The following is a 16,593-nucleotide window of genomic DNA, read 5'->3' on the forward strand; positions in this document are numbered from 1 at the left end:
CGAAACCCTTTCAGTTAGCCACTTGTTCGTGGGTCAGTGCGCGTGCCAGCGACACGAGCGCCAGTTCGAGCAGCAGGCCGACCACGCCGATGATGGCAATGGCGATGATGATGTGCGCCACGTTCAGGTTGTTCCACTCGTCCCACACCCAGAAACCGATGCCCACGCCGCCGGTCAGCATTTCGGCCGCCACGATGACGAGCCATGCGGTGCCGATCGCCAGGCGCACGCCGGTCAGGATGTACGGCAGTGCCGATGGCAGCAGGATCTTGGTGAGGATTTTCCACTCCGACAGGTTCAGCACGCGCGCCACGTTCATGTAATCCTGCGGCACGCGTTGCACGCCGACGGCCGTGTTGATGATCATCGGCCAGATCGAACAGATGAAGATCGACCAGATCGCCGCCGGGTCGGCCGACTTGAACACCAGGAGGCCAATCGGCAGCCAGGCCAGCGGCGAGACCGGCTTGAGCAGGCTGATGATCGGGCCGAACATGCGGCTAACAAACTGCACGCGTCCGATCACGAAGCCCAGCGGGATCCCGACCAGTGCCGCCAGGCCAAAGCCCACCGCCACGCGCTGCAGCGACGCCAGCACGTTCCAGCCGATGCCCTGGTCGTTCGGGCTGTTGCGGTAGAACGGGTCGGCAAACAGTTCGAGCGCCGCCCGCCACGTCACCAGCGGCGACGGAAACGCCTCGTTCTGCGCAGCGATCACCTGCCAGACCAGCAGCACGAGCGCGATGCCGGTCAGCGGCGGCGCCACGCGCCGTACCGCCGTGGCGAATGGCTGCGCGCGGCGCCTGGCGAGGGCGCCGGCGGCTGGCTTGCGCGGCGTGGCGGTGCGCGCCGGGCCGCTGACAGCCACCGGCGCTGGCGCCGGCTCGTTGGGAACGGATTTCAACAGGGCATTCATGACGGCTCCTTGCAGTACGGGTGAATGGTCAAGCCTTGACCTTGAACGACGCGGCATACGCCTGTGGGTTCTTGCCATCCCACACGGTGCCATCCATCAGCTTCGATGTGCGCAGCAGGCCCGCCGGGATCGGCGTCTTGGTCATCAATGCCGCGTCCTTGTACAACTGGACCTGATTGACCGACGTGGCCACGGCCAGGTAATCCGGATCGGTCTTGAGTAAACCCCAGCGGCGGTGCTGCGTCATGAACCACATGCCATCGGACAGGAACGGGAAGTTGACCAGGCCATCGTTGTAGAACTTCATGTGGTTCGCGTCGTCCCAGGTCTTGCCCATGCCGTTCTGGTAACGCCCCATGATGCGCTGGTCGATCGCGTCCTTGCTGGTGTTGACGTACGACTTGGCGGCGATGACTTCGGCCATCTTGTTCTTGTTGGCCAGCGACGCATCGATCCACTTGCTCGCCTCTAAGATGGCGGCCATCATCGCGCGGCACGTGTTCGGATTGGCTTTCGCGAACGCCAGCGTCGAGCCCAGCACTTTCTCGGGGTGGTCGCGCCAGATGTCCTGGGTCGTCGTGGCTGTGATGCCGATGCCGTCCATGATGGCGCGGTGGCCCCACGGCTCGCCGACGCAGAACCCGTCCATATTCCCGATACGCATATTGGCCACCATCTGCGGGGGCGGGACGGTGATCACCTTGGCATCCTTCATCGGATTGATGCCGTTGGCGGCGAGCCAGTAATACAGCCACATCGCGTGGGTGCCGGTCGGGAAGGTTTGCGCGAACGTGTAGTCGCGCTTTTCGGTGCGCATCAGTTTGGCGAGCGAGGCGCCGTCGACGGCGCCCTTGGTGGCCAGTTGCTTTGACAGCGTGATGGCCTGGCCGTTGTTGTTAAGGCCCATCAGTACGGCCATGTCCTTCTTCTGGCCGCCAATGCCCATCTGCACGCCGTAGAGCAGGCCGTACAGCACGTGGGCGGCGTCCAGGTCGCCATTGGCGAGCTTGTCGCGCACGCCGGCCCACGAAGCCTCCTTGCTCAGCACGAACTTGACGCCGTATTTCTTGTCAAAGCCCAGCACCGACGCCATCACGACCGATGCGCAGTCGGTCAATGGAATGAAGCCGATCCTGATCTCGGTCTTTTCGGGCTTGTCCGACCCCGCCGCCCATGCCCCGCCCCCGGCCAGCCCCAAGAGGCCGCCGGCTGCTGCCAGCGAGGCTCCCTGAATGATGTTCCTGCGTGTCCCATCGACGTTCGTGCCGGTGGACGGGTTGCCCTGCGCTTGACGCTGTTGATTTTCCATCGCGAATCCCAAAAAGTGATCAGGCAAAAAAAAACGGCTACCCCACATGAACGTGTTCATGCGTTGGTAGACGTCGTTGTCCGGGGAGGCGGGCCAGCGTTGGCATGCACCTCGTGCGCTCCGTTGCGCATTAGTCGTTATGCAAGCTTCGTGCCAGTGATCATCCCAGAGTGAACGCGAGAATGCCGATCGCTGCGGTGCACCGCAGCATGGCGCGCGCGGCGCACTACGATCGCGCAGCGCCTCTTTTTGGACGGCGCTGCAGGGGCTGCGGGCCATGCCGGCAGAGATGTCGGTACGCGCGCACGGTTGACAATGCGCTCCGCCACAACCCAATGCGTGCATGCTAGGATTGTTTATTGCCTCAAAAACATGCAGAAGCACAGGACTGATCGTGCAACGCCGGGGCCTGCAACTGGAGCCATCAATGCACACCGAACAAGTCCAGCGTCACCGCACGCCAATCCAGACGGCGACCGCCGTCGACCGCAGCAACCCGAAGAAGCCCCGCCGTCATATCGCGCAAGACATCGTCGCGAGCCGCCGCCGCCAGCGCCAGCGCATCGGCGTGGTCGCCGTCGTCTGCATCGGCCTGGCCACGCTGCTGGTGGCGTTCGAGTAAGCCGGGCTGGTGCCTTGCCCGCGCCGCGATCGCCGGGCTATACTGCGCCTTCACCCGTTCAACCAGGATTGCATGTCGCTGTTGCACACGTTCCGCAGTACCCACACAAGCACGGCCCTGAGCCGATTGTTCCTGTGTGCGTGCGCGCTGATCCTGGCGCTGCAACTCATCGGCAGCTCGTACCACGAGCACGACCTGGCCGAACAGCTGTCCGACTGCGTCAGCTGCCAGGTCGCTGCCCATGGCACGGCTGACCTGCCGGCCGTCTCGCCACAGCTGCTGGCCGTCTTCCTGGCGGTCGTCTACCTCCTCGCGCGCCTGCCGCGCCCTGCGCCGTTCTATCGGCGCCAGTACCTGATCCCTTCCCCCCAGGCGCCACCGCGCCACCAGTCCGTCCACTGATTCGTCCATGCGCCGACGCGGTCACCCGAGTGACCTGACGGCGTAGCGGCGCGAGTCATCTCCATCTCGTTTGCCGGCGCCGCGCCATTGCGCGCGTCTCCATCGAACGCGCACGCTGCGTGCGTGCGCCGGCTTACCTTTTGACTTTGAAAGAACACGATGACCATGACCACTCCTGCCATGGAGGCGACCGGCGTGACCGTCGCCTACGGCGCCACGACCGTCCTGCGCGACCTGAACCTGCGCGTTGCACGCGGTGAAATCTATGCACTCTTGGGCGGCAATGGCGCCGGCAAATCGACGACGCTCAACGCCTTCCTCGGCTTTCTGGCGCCGCAGGCCGGCAGCGTGCACGTGTGCGGCATCGACGTCGCCGCCGATCCGCTCGCCGCGCGGGGCCAGCTTGCCTACGTGCCGGAAAACGTCGCGCTCTACGAACACCTGAGCGCCCGCGAAAACATCGACTACTTCCTGCGCCTGGCCGGCAGCGATCGGACGGGTTCAGCGATCGACGCCACCATCGACGATGCGTTGCGCGCGGTGCGGCTCGATCCGGCTGCATGGCAGCGTCGCCTGGGCGGCTACTCGAAAGGCATGCGCCAGAAGGTCGCAATCGCGCTGGCCGTGGCGCGCCAGGTGCCGCTGCTGCTGCTCGACGAACCGACCACGGGCCTGGATCCGCAGGCCACCAGCGAATTCAACACGCTGCTGCAGGACCTGCGCGCGCGCGGCAGCGCCATCTTCATGGTCACGCACGATCTGCTTGGCGCAGCCGAAGTGGCCGACCGCATCGGGTTTCTGGAGCGTGGCCACATCAGCCATGAAGTGGCCGCCAGCGGCGCCGAACATTATGACGTGCGCGACCTGTACCGGCGCTACGCCGGCACCGCCACCACTGCCGCCAGGCCGGAGGCCGCATGAGCGTTTCCCGGGCATTGCCCGCGGTTGCCCTGGGCGAGTGGCGCGCCATGCTGCGCAACCAGGTGGCCGTTGCCGCCGGCATGCTGATGCTGGCGCTCACGCTCGTGGCCATCGTCGTCAGCCATGAGCGCGTGGGCGCCGTGAACGCCGAACGCGCGCGCTTCCAGAGCACGGTCGACGCCCAGTGGGCCAACCAGCCAGACCGCCACCCGCACCGCGTCGTCCATTACGGCCACTATGTGTTCCGGCCCTTGAGCCCCCTCGCCTTCTTCGATTTCGGCGTCGATCCGTTCACCGGCAGCACGCTGTTTTTGGAAGGTCACCGCCAGAACAGTGCCAACTTCAGCGACGCCGCCCAGTCGTCGGTGCTGCTGCGTTTCGGCCAGTTGACCCCAGCGTTCGTGCTGCAGGTGCTCACGCCGCTGCTGATCGTGTTCCTCGCCTTCGGCAGCGTCGCGCGCGAACGCGAGCGCGGCCAGTTGCGGCTGCAGATCGTGCAGGGTGTGCGCGGCGCGACCCTGTTGCTCGGCAAGCTCGCAGCCCATGCGGGCGTGGCCTTGCTGCTCGGTGCGCCGGCCTTCATCGCCCTCGTTGCGATCGCCGTCGTGCACCCGGCTGTCGCGGCCGAGGCGCTCGCGCTGCTGGCCGGGTATGCGCTGTACCTCCTGGTGTGGGTCGTGGCCGCCGTGCTGGTATCGGCGTCGCTGCCCCGTGCGCGCGACGCGCTGCTGGCGCTGGTGGCCGGCTGGATCGTCACGGCGATTCTGCTGCCGCGCGTGATGCCCGATATCGCGGCCGGCAACGTGGCCCGCCCGAGCCGCATCGAGACCGAAGTCGCGATCCACGAGCGCCTGGCCGCGATCGGCGACAGCCACAATCCGGACGACCCATACTTCAATGCGTTCCGGGCGCGCACGCTGAAACACTACGGCGTGGCGCGCGTGGAGGACCTGCCGGTGAACTACAGCGGTCTGTTGATGGCCGAGGGCGAGCGCATGACGAGCGCCCTGTTCGACGAATTCATGCGCGCCGACTACGCGCGCCAGACCGAGGAGAACGCGATCGTCCATTCGGCCAGCGTGGCCAGTCCGCTGATTGCGCTGCGCCGCATGTCGACCGCACTGTCCGGCACCAACCTCGACAGCCACGCACGCTTCCTGCTCGAAGGTGAACGCTACCGCTACGCCTTTGTCCAGCGACTCAACGGCCTGCACGTGAACGTCGTCACGCCCACCGGCGCCGGCGACGAGCGCATCGACAAGCACCATTGGGAAGAGACGCCCCGCTTCGGCTACGCCCCTGCCCCGTTCGGCGAGGTCGCCGCGCGCCACGCCTGGCCCGCGCTTGCCCTGCTGGGCGGCTGGCTGCTGGCGTTATTCGTCATCGGCGGCTGGGTCGCCAAACGCCTGGAAAGGAATCCGGCATGAAAACGTTATTTCTGGAACTGCGCCAGATCGCGCACTCGCGCCTGGCCGTCGGGGCCGTCGTGCTGCTGGCGCTCTTGTCCGCACTGTCGGTCTGGACTGGCCTGCAGGCCGTGAGCCAGCAGCGCGCCACGCTCGAACGCATCGCCGCAAGCCATGCCCATGACCACGCGGCCATCCTGGCCACGCAGCTTCGCAGCGGCAGCGCCGAGGCGGGCGCGGTCGGCTACTACCTGCCGCACCTGACCGTCAATCCGCCATCGCCGCTGGCGTTTGCCGCGATCGGCGGGCGCGATCTGCAGCCGTCGGCGCTGCGCGTGCGCATCCTCGGTCTGCATGCGCAGCTGTACGAATCCGAGTCGATCAATCCCGAGCTGGCCATGCCGGGGCGCTTCGATTTCGCGTTCGTGCTGGTGTACCTGACGCCGCTGTTCGTCATCGCGCTGATGCACGACCTGGTCTCGAGCGAGCGCGAAGCGGGCCGCCTGCGCCTGCTGGCATCCCTGCCAAAAGGCGCGGCCAATACATGGCGCCGCCGCGTCGGCTTGCGCTACACATTGCTATGGCTCGCTGCGCTGCTGCCGCTGGCGGTGGGCGCGTTCGTCGCCGGTGCCGGCGCGACCGGCTTCGGCCAGATTGCGCTGGTGGCGACGCTGTACCTGGCGTTCTGGTTTGGCCTCGCGGCCTGGGTGGCGGCGCGTGCGCGCACGTCGGCCGGCAGCGCCGCGATCCTGCTGGCGAGCCTGGTGGGGCTGACGATGATCCTGCCCACGCTGGCCGATGCGGGCATCGCGCGCCTGTCGCCGGTGTCGAAAGGCGTCGAGCTGGCGCTGGCGCAACGCCAGGCCGTGCACTCGGCGTGGGACGTGCCCAAGCCCCAAACGTTCGAAAAATTCTTCCGCACGCATCCAGAATGGAAGGACACGGCGCCGGTCACCGGGCGCTTCCACTGGAAGTGGTATTACGCGATGCATCAGGCAGGCGACGACGCGGTGGCACCAAGCGTGGCGCAGTATCGCGCCAGCATGATGGCGCGCGAAGACTGGACCGCGCGCGCGGGGCTGCTGCTGGCGTCGGTGAACGTGCAGGTGCTGCTGCACCGGCTGGCCGATACCGACCTGGCCTCGCAACTGGCGTACCACGACCGGATCGGGGCGTATCACACGCGGCTGCGGCAGTTCTTCTATCCGTACATGTTTAATGAACGCCCGTTCACCCCGGACGATGCGGCGAAGGTGCCGGTGTATGACGGTGGCGCGATGAAGGGGACGCTGGCGCCGGGGCAGTTGCTGGCGCTGGCCGTGCTGGCCCTGCTGCTGCTGGGGGCGGGGCTGCGCACCTTGCGCACGGTGCGATAGGATTGGCTGCCGGGCCGCCTTTCCCTCCGATCAGAACTCTTCCCAGCCGTCGCCGGTGCTGGCGTTGGCTGCTTCGGCCTTCGCCTGCTTCACCGGCTTCGCGCCTGGCGCGGCATCGGTGCCAGTGTTCGTCACGACCGGTTTTACCGGCGCTTTCGCGAGCGGCTTGCCCGCAGGTTTGGCTACCACAGGCGGCGTCGCTTTGGCCACCGCAGGCGGTGCTGCATTGCCCACCATCTTCGGCGCACTGGTAACCACGCGCGGCTTGGCCACGACTGCGCGCACACCCGGCGACGTCGCGAGCTTGAACTCGCCCACGGTCTGCGCCAGCTTGGCCGCTTCTTCCTGCAGCGACGTCGCCGCCGCCGACGCCTGTTCGACCAGCGCCGCGTTCTGCGTCGTCACCTGATCCATCTGCGCCACAGCGCCGTTGATCTGCTCGATGCCGGCCGTCTGCTCCTGACTGGCTGCGGTGATCTCGGCCATGATGTCGGTCACGCGGTTCACGCTTTGCACGATCTCGGCCATCGTCGTACCGGCACGGTCCACCAGTTCCGAGCCGTGGTGCACCTTCTCGACCGAGTCGTCGATCAGGACCTTGATTTCCTTGGCTGCGGCCGCGCTGCGCTGCGCCAGGCTGCGCACCTCGCCTGCCACCACGGCAAAGCCGCGCCCCTGCTCACCGGCGCGCGCTGCTTCGACGGCCGCGTTCAAGGCCAGGATATTGGTCTGGAACGCGATGCCGTCGATCACGGCAATGATGTCGACGATGCGGGTGGCCGACGTGTTGATCGCCCCCATCGTCTGCACCACCTCGGCCACCACGGCGCCGCCCTTGCCCGCCACGTCCGAGGCCGACGTGGCCAGCGCATTGGCCTGGCGTGCGTTGTCGGCGTTCTGCTTGACCGTCGACGTCAGTTCTTCCATCGACGATGCGGTTTCTTCGAGCGAGCCGGCCTGCTGCTCGGTGCGCGACGACAGATCCAGGTTGCCAGCCGCAATTTCGCTTGAAGCGGTGGCGATATTGTCGGTGCCGGTGCGGACCTGGCCGACGATGCGCACGAGCGAATCGTTCATGTCCTTGAGTGCCTGCAACAGACGCCCGGTTTCGTCGGTCGACGTGACCTCGATGGTCTGGGTCAGGTCGCCCTGGGCGACGGCGCCGGCGATCTTCACGGCCTGCTCGATCGGACGCACGATCGCGCGTACCAGCAGATACCCGACCAGTGCAGCCATGATGAGGCCGAAGGCCAGGCCGGCCAGGCACACCGCGCGCACCAGCTCAAAAGTAGCCTGCGAAGCCTGGTATTCGGCCAGTGCCGCAGCCTGCTGCTCGTTGATCAGCCGGATGCCCAGCGTATTGAGTGCTGCATACAACTGCGTCATCGGCCCGTTCAGCAGCTGGATCGCCTGCGCATTGTCATTGGCGCGGATCGCCGCCACTGCCGGCAGCAGGCCGCCATCGAGGAATGCCTTGCGCGCCGCGGCGATCTCCCCGACCAGCGCGCGCTCCTTCTCGCTCATCGGGATCTGCGTGAACTGGCCCCACAGCTTGTTGATGGTGGCGCTCGTCGCTTCGACAGTGTCCATCGCAGCGCGGCGCTGGCCGGCATCTTCCAGGTTGACGGCTTTCGCAACGGTCAGCTGGTTCGCCGTGATCAGCTGGGTGACTTCCCCGGCCTGGCTCAAGCCGACCAGGCGGCGATCGTACATCTGCTTGAGCTCGGCGTTGGCCGTGCCGAGGTTATAGATGCCGATGACGGCACCGGCGATGAGTTCGACCGCCAGAAAAGCGATGACGAAAATGAGGCGCGACTTGATGCTGAGATGTTTGAACATGTTCGCTCGGATGACGTGAAGAAGTGCAGGAAGGCGTTTTATTGGATTATAGAAACTTTGCCTGGCCCAGGGGAAGTATTGAACGGGAGATTGACCGTTTCCCTATATATGCTGGGACGGACGTCGCTGCGCCGCAACAGTCACTGGCCACGGGTACAGACTGCACATACCGCATTGGCAAAAATGACAATCGCACTGTGAACAGGCAACTTTGTCGATAAAATGACGCGATTGTCCACGCCGTCCCATCGAAGCCCCCATGACACTTCCCGTCCTGCTCAACCTGGCCATCGCCCTGGCCGTCTGCGTCTTCCTGTACCGGTTGCAGGCCAACCACGTCTCGTTCACCAAGCGCGTGTTCGCCGGCCTTGGTCTTGGCGTGGTGCTCGGCGCCGCGCTGCAGGCGCTGTACGATGTGACGGGGCCGGAGATCAAGGCCACCAACGCCTGGCTCAACGTGATCGGCAGCGGCTACGTCCAGCTACTGCAGATGATCATCATTCCCTTGATCATGGTCTCGATCATCCAGGCGATCCTGAAACTGCGCGACGCCTCCTCGCTCGGCAAGATCAGCACGCTCACGATCGGCATCCTGCTCATCACGACCATCGTCGCGGCCTCGATCGGCATCCTGATGGCCAAGCTGTTCGGCCTGTCGGCCGTCGGCCTGACCTCCACCGCCGCCGAAGTCGCGCGCGGCGAATACATGCAGGGCAACCTGGCTGCGGCGAAGGAGCTGTCGCTGCCGTCGCTGCTGCTGTCCTTCATCCCGACCAACCCATTCCTCGACATGACCGGCGCGCGCAAGACCTCGACCATCGCGGTGGTGGTGTTCGCGATCTTCATCGGCGTCTCGGCCACCGGCATCGCCGGCAAGAAGCCGGAAGTCTTCACGTCGTTCAGCAGCTTCGTGCACGTGGCGCATGTGATCGTGATGCGCATGGTCACGCTCGTGTTGCGCCTGACCCCGTACGGCGTGTTCGCGCTGATGGCCAAGGTCGTATCGAGCTCGAGCTGGCAAGACATTCTTGGCCTGCTCAACTTCGTGGTCGCCTCGTATGCGGCGCTGGCGCTGATGTTCTGCGTCCACCTGGCGATGGTCGCAGCGGCGGGCCTGAAACCCTGGCGCTACGTGAAGAAGATCTTCCCGGTGCTGGTGTTCGCGTTCACGTCGCGCACCAGCGCCGGCTCGATCCCGATGAGCGTGGCCACCCAGACCGCGCGCCTCGGCACGCCGGAAGGCACGGCCAACTTCGCCGCCTCGTTCGGCGCCACGATCGGCCAGAACGGCTGCGCCGGCATCTACCCGGCGATGCTGGCGGTGATGATCGCGCCGACGGTCGGCGTCGATCCGTTCACGGCTGCGTTCCTGCTGCCGCTGCTGGCGATCATCGCCTTCGGCTCGATCGGCGTGGCCGGGGTTGGCGGGGGCGCCACGTTTGCGGCGCTGATCGTGCTGTCGGCGATGGACCTGCCGGTGGCGCTCGCGGGCCTGTTGATCTCGGTCGAACCGCTGATCGACATGGGCCGCACGGCCCTGAACGTCAGCGGTTCCATCGCTGCCGGCACGGTCACCAGCCGGGTCATGGGGCAGACCGATATGCGGGTGTTTGACGACGACGCCGACATCAATCTGGACAGCGAGGCGCGGGCAGTCTGAGGCTGCTGGAGGCCGGCCTGGCACGGGACAATCGTGCGCTGAGGCCGTCGTGAAACCTTCTATGATGACGCCAAGATAACTTTTTGGCGAACTTCATGGAACAAAAATGGCCACAGGAAATTTGGGTCGTCCGGCACGGACAAAGCGCCGGCAATGTCGCGCGCGAGCTGGCTGAAGCAGCCGCAGGCCACCGCATCGACATCGCCGAACGCGACGTCGACGTGCCATTGTCCGACCTTGGCGAGCGCCAGTCCGACGCCCTCGGGGTCTGGTTCGCGTCGCTGCCCGCCGCGCAGCGCCCGACCGTCGTGCTGCATTCGCCTTATGTGCGCGCCACCGAAACAGCCAACCTCGTGATGCGCCACCTCGACCGCGACAGCCTGTGCGTCCTCGAAGATGAGCGCCTGCGCGAGAAAGAATTCGGCGTACTCGACCGCCTGACCACGCATGGCATCGCGCACGACTTCCCCGATCTCTACGAGCAGCGTCGCCATGTCGGCAAGTTCTATTTCCGTCCTCCAGGCGGCGAAAGCTGGTGCGATGTGATCCTGCGCCTGCGCAGCGTCATGGACACACTTGAACGCGATTTCAGCGGCGAGCGCGTGCTGATCGTCGCGCACCAAGTCACGGTCAATTGCTTCCGTTACCTGTTCGAGCACCTCACCGAAGCGCAGATTCTCGAATTCGACCGCAACGACGATGTGCCGAACTGCTCCGTCACGTCCTACGAATTCGACCCCGGGGCCGGCAAGCGCGGCGACCTGGCCCTACGCCTGGTCAACTTCGTCGCGCCGCTGAACGAGACCGGCACGCCGGTCACGGTGGCCAAGGACCTCGCATCCGCCCCCCACGCGTAAGGTCGACTACAGATCGGCCGGCAGGCGCCATCAGTGATGCTGACGGAAAAGCCCGTGTCAGGGTTAGTGCACGTGGGAACCTGGGCCACTGGCGGTCACCGCGCTTATGTAAAAAATGTTACCAATTCCGGTAAGTGTGCGGTATCTAACGAACCCGCTGACGCTCTTGCGTTCTAATCGACACAGATGCATTGGAACACATTGAAGTGGAACAAGATTTACTGAAGTACGCACCGGGGCCGCGTATTGCGTGGGTACCCTCACCGTTTCACCAGCGACCATCGCGTCACGGTGGAACTGACCTGGCGCCGCAATGTCCCAACAAACGATCCGGGATCTGCGGCACACACATAGACGTCAATCGAGGAGTAAAAAATGAATGCAATGACCAAGGCACCAAAAATCCTGCTGACCGCTGCCGTGCTGGCAACCCTGCTGGGCGCATGCAAGAAAGACGAAGCAGCGACCACCACGACCGTTCCAGCCGACACCACGGCCACCATGCCTAGCGGAACCTCGGGCACCACCGGCACCATGGGTGACACTGGCACCGGTGCAACCGGCACCGGCACCACGGGTACGGGCGACATGGGCACGGGCACCGCTGCTGGCACCACCGGCACCACCGGCACCACGACCGATACGTCGGGCGCAGCTGGCACGACCGGCATGACCGGCGCCACCGGCACCACGGGCATGACCGGCACTGCAGAAGGCGCCACCAGCCCACAGACCACCGATCCAACCAGCACCACCACGCCGCCAACCGGCACGACCGGCAAGTAATCGCGGTCAATCTGCCGAACATCGCCCTGGACACTGGGGCGGGTTCGGTGCAGCTTCGCAGCCCGGCTTTTTAGTCGGGCTGTTTGTTTTAAGACAGCGCAGGCGACGCTGTCGACAGCCGGTCCGCCACGTCGCGGATCAATTGTTCAACAATCAGAAAATCGGCCGGCTTGGTCAGATGATGATCGAACCCTGCCTGGCTCGAGCGGAGCCGGTCCTGCTCCGCGCCCCAGCCCGTGAGCGCGATCAGCGTCGCGCCGTCCATACCGGGCATGCGCCGCAGCGCTTCGGCCGCGTCATACCCGGTCATGTCGGGCAGCCCGATATCGAGGAACACGATGTGCGGCAACAGCGCTGCTGCCTGCAGCAGCGCTGTGGCGCCGTCGTGCACCGCCGTTACCGCGTGCCCGTTCATCTCGAGCAAAGCTTGCAGCGTTTGGGCCGCATCGACGTTGTCGTCCACCACCAGGATACGCAGCACGCCGGGCTCGGTGCGCGCCGCCGGCAGCGCGGCGCTCACCGCCGCTGCAGGCGGCGTGGCGCTGTCGGCCGGCAGTGGCAGCCAGACCGTGAACTGGCTGCCCTGCCCGACCCCGGCGCTGGTGGCGGCAACCCGGCCGCCATGCAGCTTCACCAGGCGCTGCACCAGGTTCAATCCGACACCCAGGCCGCCCTGCGCCATCTCGGCGCCCGCGTGGGCCTGCGCGTACATGTCGAATACCCCGCCCAGCGCATCGGCGGCAATGCCGATGCCGTTGTCCAGCACCGCGATCGCCACCTCGTCGCCCTCGATCCGCGCCCGGATTTCCAGCGCGCCGCCCGGTGGCGTGTACTTGGCCGCGTTGTTGAGCAGATTGCTCAGGATCTGGGCGACGCGATGGCGGTCGGCGTGCAGGCCAACGTCAGCGTCGGGCAAGTCGACGGCCAGCGCGTGGCGGCCACGCTCGACCAGCGGCATGCTCATGTCGACGGCTTCACGCACCGCGTCGGCCAGCAGCACACGCTCGCAGCGCAGCGTGACCTTGCCTTCGGCCAGGCGCGCCATGTCGAGCAGATCGTCCACCAGATGCACCATGTGATCGACCTGGCGCCGCATGATCGCCTGCACGTCGCCGCTGGCCGCGCCGATGCGCATCAGTTCCAGGCCCGAGCGGATTGGCGCGAGCGGATTGCGCAGTTCATGCGCGAGCGTGAACAGGAAATCGCTCTGCGCCTGGTTCTTCGCGCCCAGTTCGCGCGCAAGGCGGTGCAGCTCCTGCTCGGCGTGCTTCTGGCTGTCGATGTCAAGCGTGACGCCATCGAAGCGCTCGGGCCGGCCATTCTCGTCCAGCCCGCACCAGCCGATGGCGCGCAACCAGCGCGGCGCGCCAGTGCCGCCAGCGCCATGGCCTGCAACGCGGGTGCGGAACTCGAGGTCCAGCGGCGCGCCGGCGCGCACCGCTTGCTGGACGCTCTCGGCGAATCGTACGCGGTCTTCCGGATCGACCGCCGCCAGCAGCTCGCTCACCGAGGCGGGACGGCCCATGTCGACACCGAAATGCAGTGCCATCTCGGCATTGAGCTGGAAATGCGTGAACGGCACGTCGGCATACCAGACCCCGATGTCGCCTGCCTCGGACACGCGCTCGAAGCGCTCCTGCAGCAGCTTGCGCGCATGCACGTCGATGACGGTGCCGACGTAGCCATCCGGCGCCCCGGCGGCGTTCACGCGCGGCAGGCCGGCGTCGATGAACCAGCGGTAGCTGCCATCATGGCCGCGCAGGCGGTAGTCGAACGAGAACGGCTGGCGCGCCGCACTGGCGGCCAGGAAGATGTCGCCCGCGCGCGCGGCGTCGTCGGGGTGCACGTTCTCGAGCCAGCCCATGCCCAGGTCCTGCTCGGGCGTGCGGCCCGTATAGTCGTACCAGCGCCGGCTCAGGTAGGTGCACAGGCTGTCGTTGTCGGTGGTCCAGAGCATCGCAGGCGAGGCGTCGATCAGCGCCCGCACATGCGCTTCGCGCGCCTGCGCATCGCGTGCGTTCTGGCGCCGCTCGCGCCCCAGTATCACCTGGGTGCCAATACGCGCCAGCAGCTCGTTGGCCGAAAACGGCTTGACGAGATAGTCGTCGGCGCCGGCCTGCAGGCCCTCGACCTTGGCTTCTTCGCCGGCGCGCGCCGACAGCAGCATCACCGGCAGATGGCGCAGCAGCTCGCTGGCGCGCACCTTGGCGATCAGGCCGAAGCCATCCAGGCGCGGCATCATCACGTCCGACAGCAACAGGTCGGGCGGGTCCAGCAGCGCCATCTCGTAAGCGGCCTGGCCGTCGGCCACCGCGCGCACGTCGGCATGCGGTTCGAGCAGCGACTTGAGGTAGGCACGCATGTCGTTGTTGTCGTCGGCGACCAGGATGCGCGGGCGTGCCGCAGGTTGCGCTTGAGACTGCGCGGGCACGCTCGTGTCCGGATCCGGCGCCGGCGCCGGCGCGGCGCCTTCCTGCGTATCGGGCAGCCAGCGCAGTGCTTCCTCGACAAACGCCGCGCCCATGCGCTGGCGGTCGACCGTCGCCTCGGGCGCCCGCACGATGCGCTCCGGTGGCAGGTGCGCGTCGCCAAACGGCAGGTCGACATCGAAACAGGTCCCTTCGCCAAGGGTGCTCGAGACCGCGATCGTGCCACCGTGCAGGCGCACCAGCTCCTGGATCAGTGCCAGCCCGATGCCGGTGCCTTCATAGGTGCGGCCCGGCGCGCCCTCGATGCGGTGGAAGCGCTCGAACATCCGCGGTAGCTCGTGCTCGGCAATGCCGGTGCCGGTGTCCTGCACCGACAGGCGCGCCATCCCCGCATGCTCGCGCAGCGTCACCATGACGCCCCCGTGCAGCGTAAACTTGAAGGCGTTCGACAGCAGGTTGAAGACGATCTTTTCCCACATGTCGCGGTCGACAAAAACCGGTTGGGTCAGTGGCTGCAGATCGACGCTGTAGTGCAGGCCACCCTTGGCCATGGCCGACTCGAACACGCCGGCCAGCTCGACCGTCAGGCGCGTGAGATCGACCGGCACGTAGCTCGCCTGCACGCGGCCGGCCTCGATGCGCGAAAAGTCGAGCAGTGAATTGACCAGCTTGAGCAGGCGCAGCGAGTTGCGCTGCGTGAGCTCGACGCGCTGGCGCTGGATCGCGCTCATCGACTCGGGCACATCGGCCAGCGCATCGTCGAGCGGGCCAAGGATCAGTGTGAGTGGCGTGCGAAATTCATGCGAGACGTTCGAGAAGAACGCCGTCTTGGCGCGGTCGATCTGGGCCAGCTCGTCCGCGCGGCGCTGTTCCTGCTCGTAGGCGACGACGTTGCCCACGGCGGTATTGACGGCCGCGCCGAGCAAGGCGTAGAAGTTGCGGTAGTCGGCGTCGAGCGCGCGGCGCGCACTGACCCCGGCCACGACAAAGCCAAACAATTCCTGCTGACCCGGCAAGGTCAGCGGCACCACCAGCGCCGAGCGCGGCGGGTCTTCATAAGGGCCGCAAGCAACGCCCGCGAGCCGCGTCGCGACGTCATCGACTTGTTCCACCGCATGCGACGCGCTGCTGCGGGCAAATGGCCAGATGCTGTCGTCCAGGGCGCTCGACGCGGGGGCCAGCGCACTGCCCGGCGCCAGGCCGGCGCTGCCGCGCAGTACCAGCATCCCGGTCTCGGCATCGATCTGATAGAACAGCAGAAACGGCACGTCCGCCGTCATCTGCGCGCAGTGATTTTCGAGCTGGGCACCGATGTCGTCGATCGAACGCACGCTCGCCAGGCTGGCGGTCAGGTCGCGCAAGCCCTTGCTGCGGCGCGCGCCGAGCACCTGGGCCGTCGTTTCGGTGATCGGGTGGAATACCCCGCCGACCGCGCCGGACTCGTCGCGGATCGGCGAGAACGAGAACGTCATATTGGCTTCTTCGAGGTAGCCACTGCGGTGGAGGAACATCTGCTGGTCGCGAATATACGCCCCCTCGCCCCCGTGCGCGCGTTCGAACGCGTCGCCCACGACTGGCAGGGCCGAGGCCCAGATCACCCTGAACGGCGCGCCCATCGCCGCCGGATGCAGGTCGCCGCAGATCGGGCGATAGGCGTCGTTGTAAATCTGGATGTCGTCCGGGCCCCAGCAGACCAGGATCGGAAACGTCGACGACAGGCACAGGCTGACCGATGTGCGCAGGCTCTGCGGCCACCCGGACAGCGGCCCCAGCGGCGTGGCCGACCAGTCCATGCTGCGGATCAGTTCGCCCATCTCGCCTCCACCACCGAGCCAGTTCAGGTCGTCGTTGGCGAACAAGGCGATGGACTGGGCGACGGGCATGGGGCTGGACCTTACGGAGGAAAAAAGAGACGCGGCGTGGCGTTGCGCGAAGGCACGCCGCTGTTGCAGATGCGCCCTGATCGCAGGGGGTATGGCAAAACAGCCGCTATTAGACCATAACCCGTCGTCCGCCGGTTCCCGAGGTGCTATTTTACAACCTGGATTTAGTGACCGTAAGTTAATAATA

General features: G+C 66.2%; 12 protein-coding genes. 8 read left to right on the forward strand and 4 right to left on the reverse strand.

Annotated features, from left to right (window positions below):
* Positions 1-10: 10 nt before the first annotated feature.
* Both ntrB and RCH14_RS00120 read right to left on the reverse strand, forming a co-directional pair.
* On the reverse strand, positions 11-916 hold the full coding sequence (gene ntrB, locus RCH14_RS00115) for a nitrate ABC transporter permease (protein ID WP_343024142.1): 906 nt from the start codon (positions 914-916) through the stop codon (positions 11-13).
* Between the two features lie 28 nt (positions 917-944).
* Positions 945-2,225, reverse strand: a complete 1,281-nt coding sequence (locus tag RCH14_RS00120) for a CmpA/NrtA family ABC transporter substrate-binding protein (protein ID WP_343024143.1) — start codon at positions 2,223-2,225, stop codon at positions 945-947.
* 427 nt (positions 2,226-2,652) lie between these two features.
* Between RCH14_RS00120 and RCH14_RS00125 the strand changes: the two genes are divergently transcribed.
* From RCH14_RS00125 to RCH14_RS00145, 5 genes are all read left to right on the forward strand, one after another.
* Positions 2,653-2,847 (forward strand): hypothetical protein, encoded by a 195-nt coding sequence (locus RCH14_RS00125; protein WP_343024144.1) that lies wholly within the window; start codon positions 2,653-2,655, stop codon positions 2,845-2,847.
* A gap of 72 nt (positions 2,848-2,919) precedes the next feature.
* Positions 2,920-3,249, forward strand: coding sequence for a hypothetical protein (locus RCH14_RS00130; protein ID WP_343024145.1), 330 nt, complete (start codon positions 2,920-2,922; stop codon positions 3,247-3,249).
* A gap of 165 nt (positions 3,250-3,414) precedes the next feature.
* Complete coding sequence (locus RCH14_RS00135; protein WP_343024146.1) at positions 3,415-4,170, forward strand: ABC transporter ATP-binding protein; 756 nt, start codon at positions 3,415-3,417, stop codon at positions 4,168-4,170.
* On the forward strand, positions 4,167-5,597 hold the full coding sequence (locus RCH14_RS00140; protein WP_343024147.1) for a DUF3526 domain-containing protein: 1,431 nt from the start codon (positions 4,167-4,169) through the stop codon (positions 5,595-5,597). The genes RCH14_RS00135 and RCH14_RS00140 overlap by 4 nt, the downstream gene beginning before the upstream one ends.
* Positions 5,594-6,952 carry a DUF3526 domain-containing protein gene (locus RCH14_RS00145; protein ID WP_343024148.1) on the forward strand — a complete coding sequence of 453 codons (1,359 nt, stop codon included), beginning with the start codon at positions 5,594-5,596 and terminating at the stop codon, positions 6,950-6,952. The genes RCH14_RS00140 and RCH14_RS00145 overlap by 4 nt, the downstream gene beginning before the upstream one ends.
* 30 nt (positions 6,953-6,982) lie before the next feature.
* Here RCH14_RS00145 and RCH14_RS00150 read toward each other — a convergent pair whose 3' ends face one another.
* Positions 6,983-8,791 (reverse strand): methyl-accepting chemotaxis protein, encoded by a 1,809-nt coding sequence (locus tag RCH14_RS00150; RefSeq protein WP_343024149.1) that lies wholly within the window; start codon positions 8,789-8,791, stop codon positions 6,983-6,985.
* A gap of 259 nt (positions 8,792-9,050) precedes the next feature.
* Here RCH14_RS00150 and RCH14_RS00155 point away from each other — a divergent pair, with 259 nt between their 5' ends.
* From RCH14_RS00155 to RCH14_RS00165, 3 genes are all read left to right on the forward strand, one after another.
* Positions 9,051-10,451: a cation:dicarboxylate symporter family transporter gene (locus RCH14_RS00155; RefSeq protein WP_343024150.1), complete on the forward strand. Its 1,401-nt coding sequence runs from the start codon at positions 9,051-9,053 to the stop codon at positions 10,449-10,451.
* Positions 10,452-10,546: 95 nt separating this feature from the next.
* Entirely contained in the window at positions 10,547-11,308 is a 762-nt protein-coding gene (locus RCH14_RS00160) for a histidine phosphatase family protein (RefSeq protein ID WP_343024151.1), read from the forward strand.
* 375 nt (positions 11,309-11,683) lie between these two features.
* On the forward strand, positions 11,684-12,094 hold the full coding sequence (locus tag RCH14_RS00165) for a hypothetical protein (RefSeq protein WP_343024152.1): 411 nt from the start codon (positions 11,684-11,686) through the stop codon (positions 12,092-12,094).
* Positions 12,095-12,182: 88 nt separating this feature from the next.
* On the opposite strand, the gene RCH14_RS00170 is transcribed toward RCH14_RS00165, so the two are convergent.
* The gene (locus tag RCH14_RS00170) at positions 12,183-16,406 is read right to left on the reverse strand and encodes an ATP-binding protein (protein WP_343024153.1); all 4,224 of its coding nucleotides are present in this window, start codon (positions 16,404-16,406) and stop codon (positions 12,183-12,185) included.
* Positions 16,407-16,593 lie beyond the last annotated feature (187 nt).

The sequence above is a fragment of the Massilia sp. MP_M2 genome (genome assembly GCF_039123635.1).
Lineage (GTDB): Bacteria > Pseudomonadota > Gammaproteobacteria > Burkholderiales > Burkholderiaceae_D > Telluria.

Excerpts from the sequence above, each read along its gene's own strand:
- ntrB (WP_343024142.1), bottom strand. The coding sequence starts at position 916 with ATGAATGCCCTGTTGAAATCCGTTCCCAACGAGCCGGCGCCAGCGCCG.
- RCH14_RS00120 (WP_343024143.1), bottom strand. The coding sequence starts at position 2,225 with ATGGAAAATCAACAGCGTCAAGCGCAGGGCAACCCGTCCACCGGCACG.
- RCH14_RS00125 (WP_343024144.1), top strand. The coding sequence starts at position 2,653 with ATGCACACCGAACAAGTCCAGCGTCACCGCACGCCAATCCAGACGGCG.
- RCH14_RS00130 (WP_343024145.1), top strand. The coding sequence starts at position 2,920 with ATGTCGCTGTTGCACACGTTCCGCAGTACCCACACAAGCACGGCCCTG.
- RCH14_RS00135 (WP_343024146.1), top strand. The coding sequence starts at position 3,415 with ATGACCACTCCTGCCATGGAGGCGACCGGCGTGACCGTCGCCTACGGC.
- RCH14_RS00140 (WP_343024147.1), top strand. The coding sequence starts at position 4,167 with ATGAGCGTTTCCCGGGCATTGCCCGCGGTTGCCCTGGGCGAGTGGCGC.
- RCH14_RS00145 (WP_343024148.1), top strand. The coding sequence starts at position 5,594 with ATGAAAACGTTATTTCTGGAACTGCGCCAGATCGCGCACTCGCGCCTG.
- RCH14_RS00150 (WP_343024149.1), bottom strand. The coding sequence starts at position 8,791 with ATGTTCAAACATCTCAGCATCAAGTCGCGCCTCATTTTCGTCATCGCT.
- RCH14_RS00155 (WP_343024150.1), top strand. The coding sequence starts at position 9,051 with ATGACACTTCCCGTCCTGCTCAACCTGGCCATCGCCCTGGCCGTCTGC.
- RCH14_RS00160 (WP_343024151.1), top strand. The coding sequence starts at position 10,547 with ATGGAACAAAAATGGCCACAGGAAATTTGGGTCGTCCGGCACGGACAA.
- RCH14_RS00165 (WP_343024152.1), top strand. The coding sequence starts at position 11,684 with ATGAATGCAATGACCAAGGCACCAAAAATCCTGCTGACCGCTGCCGTG.
- RCH14_RS00170 (WP_343024153.1), bottom strand. The coding sequence starts at position 16,406 with ATGCCCGTCGCCCAGTCCATCGCCTTGTTCGCCAACGACGACCTGAAC.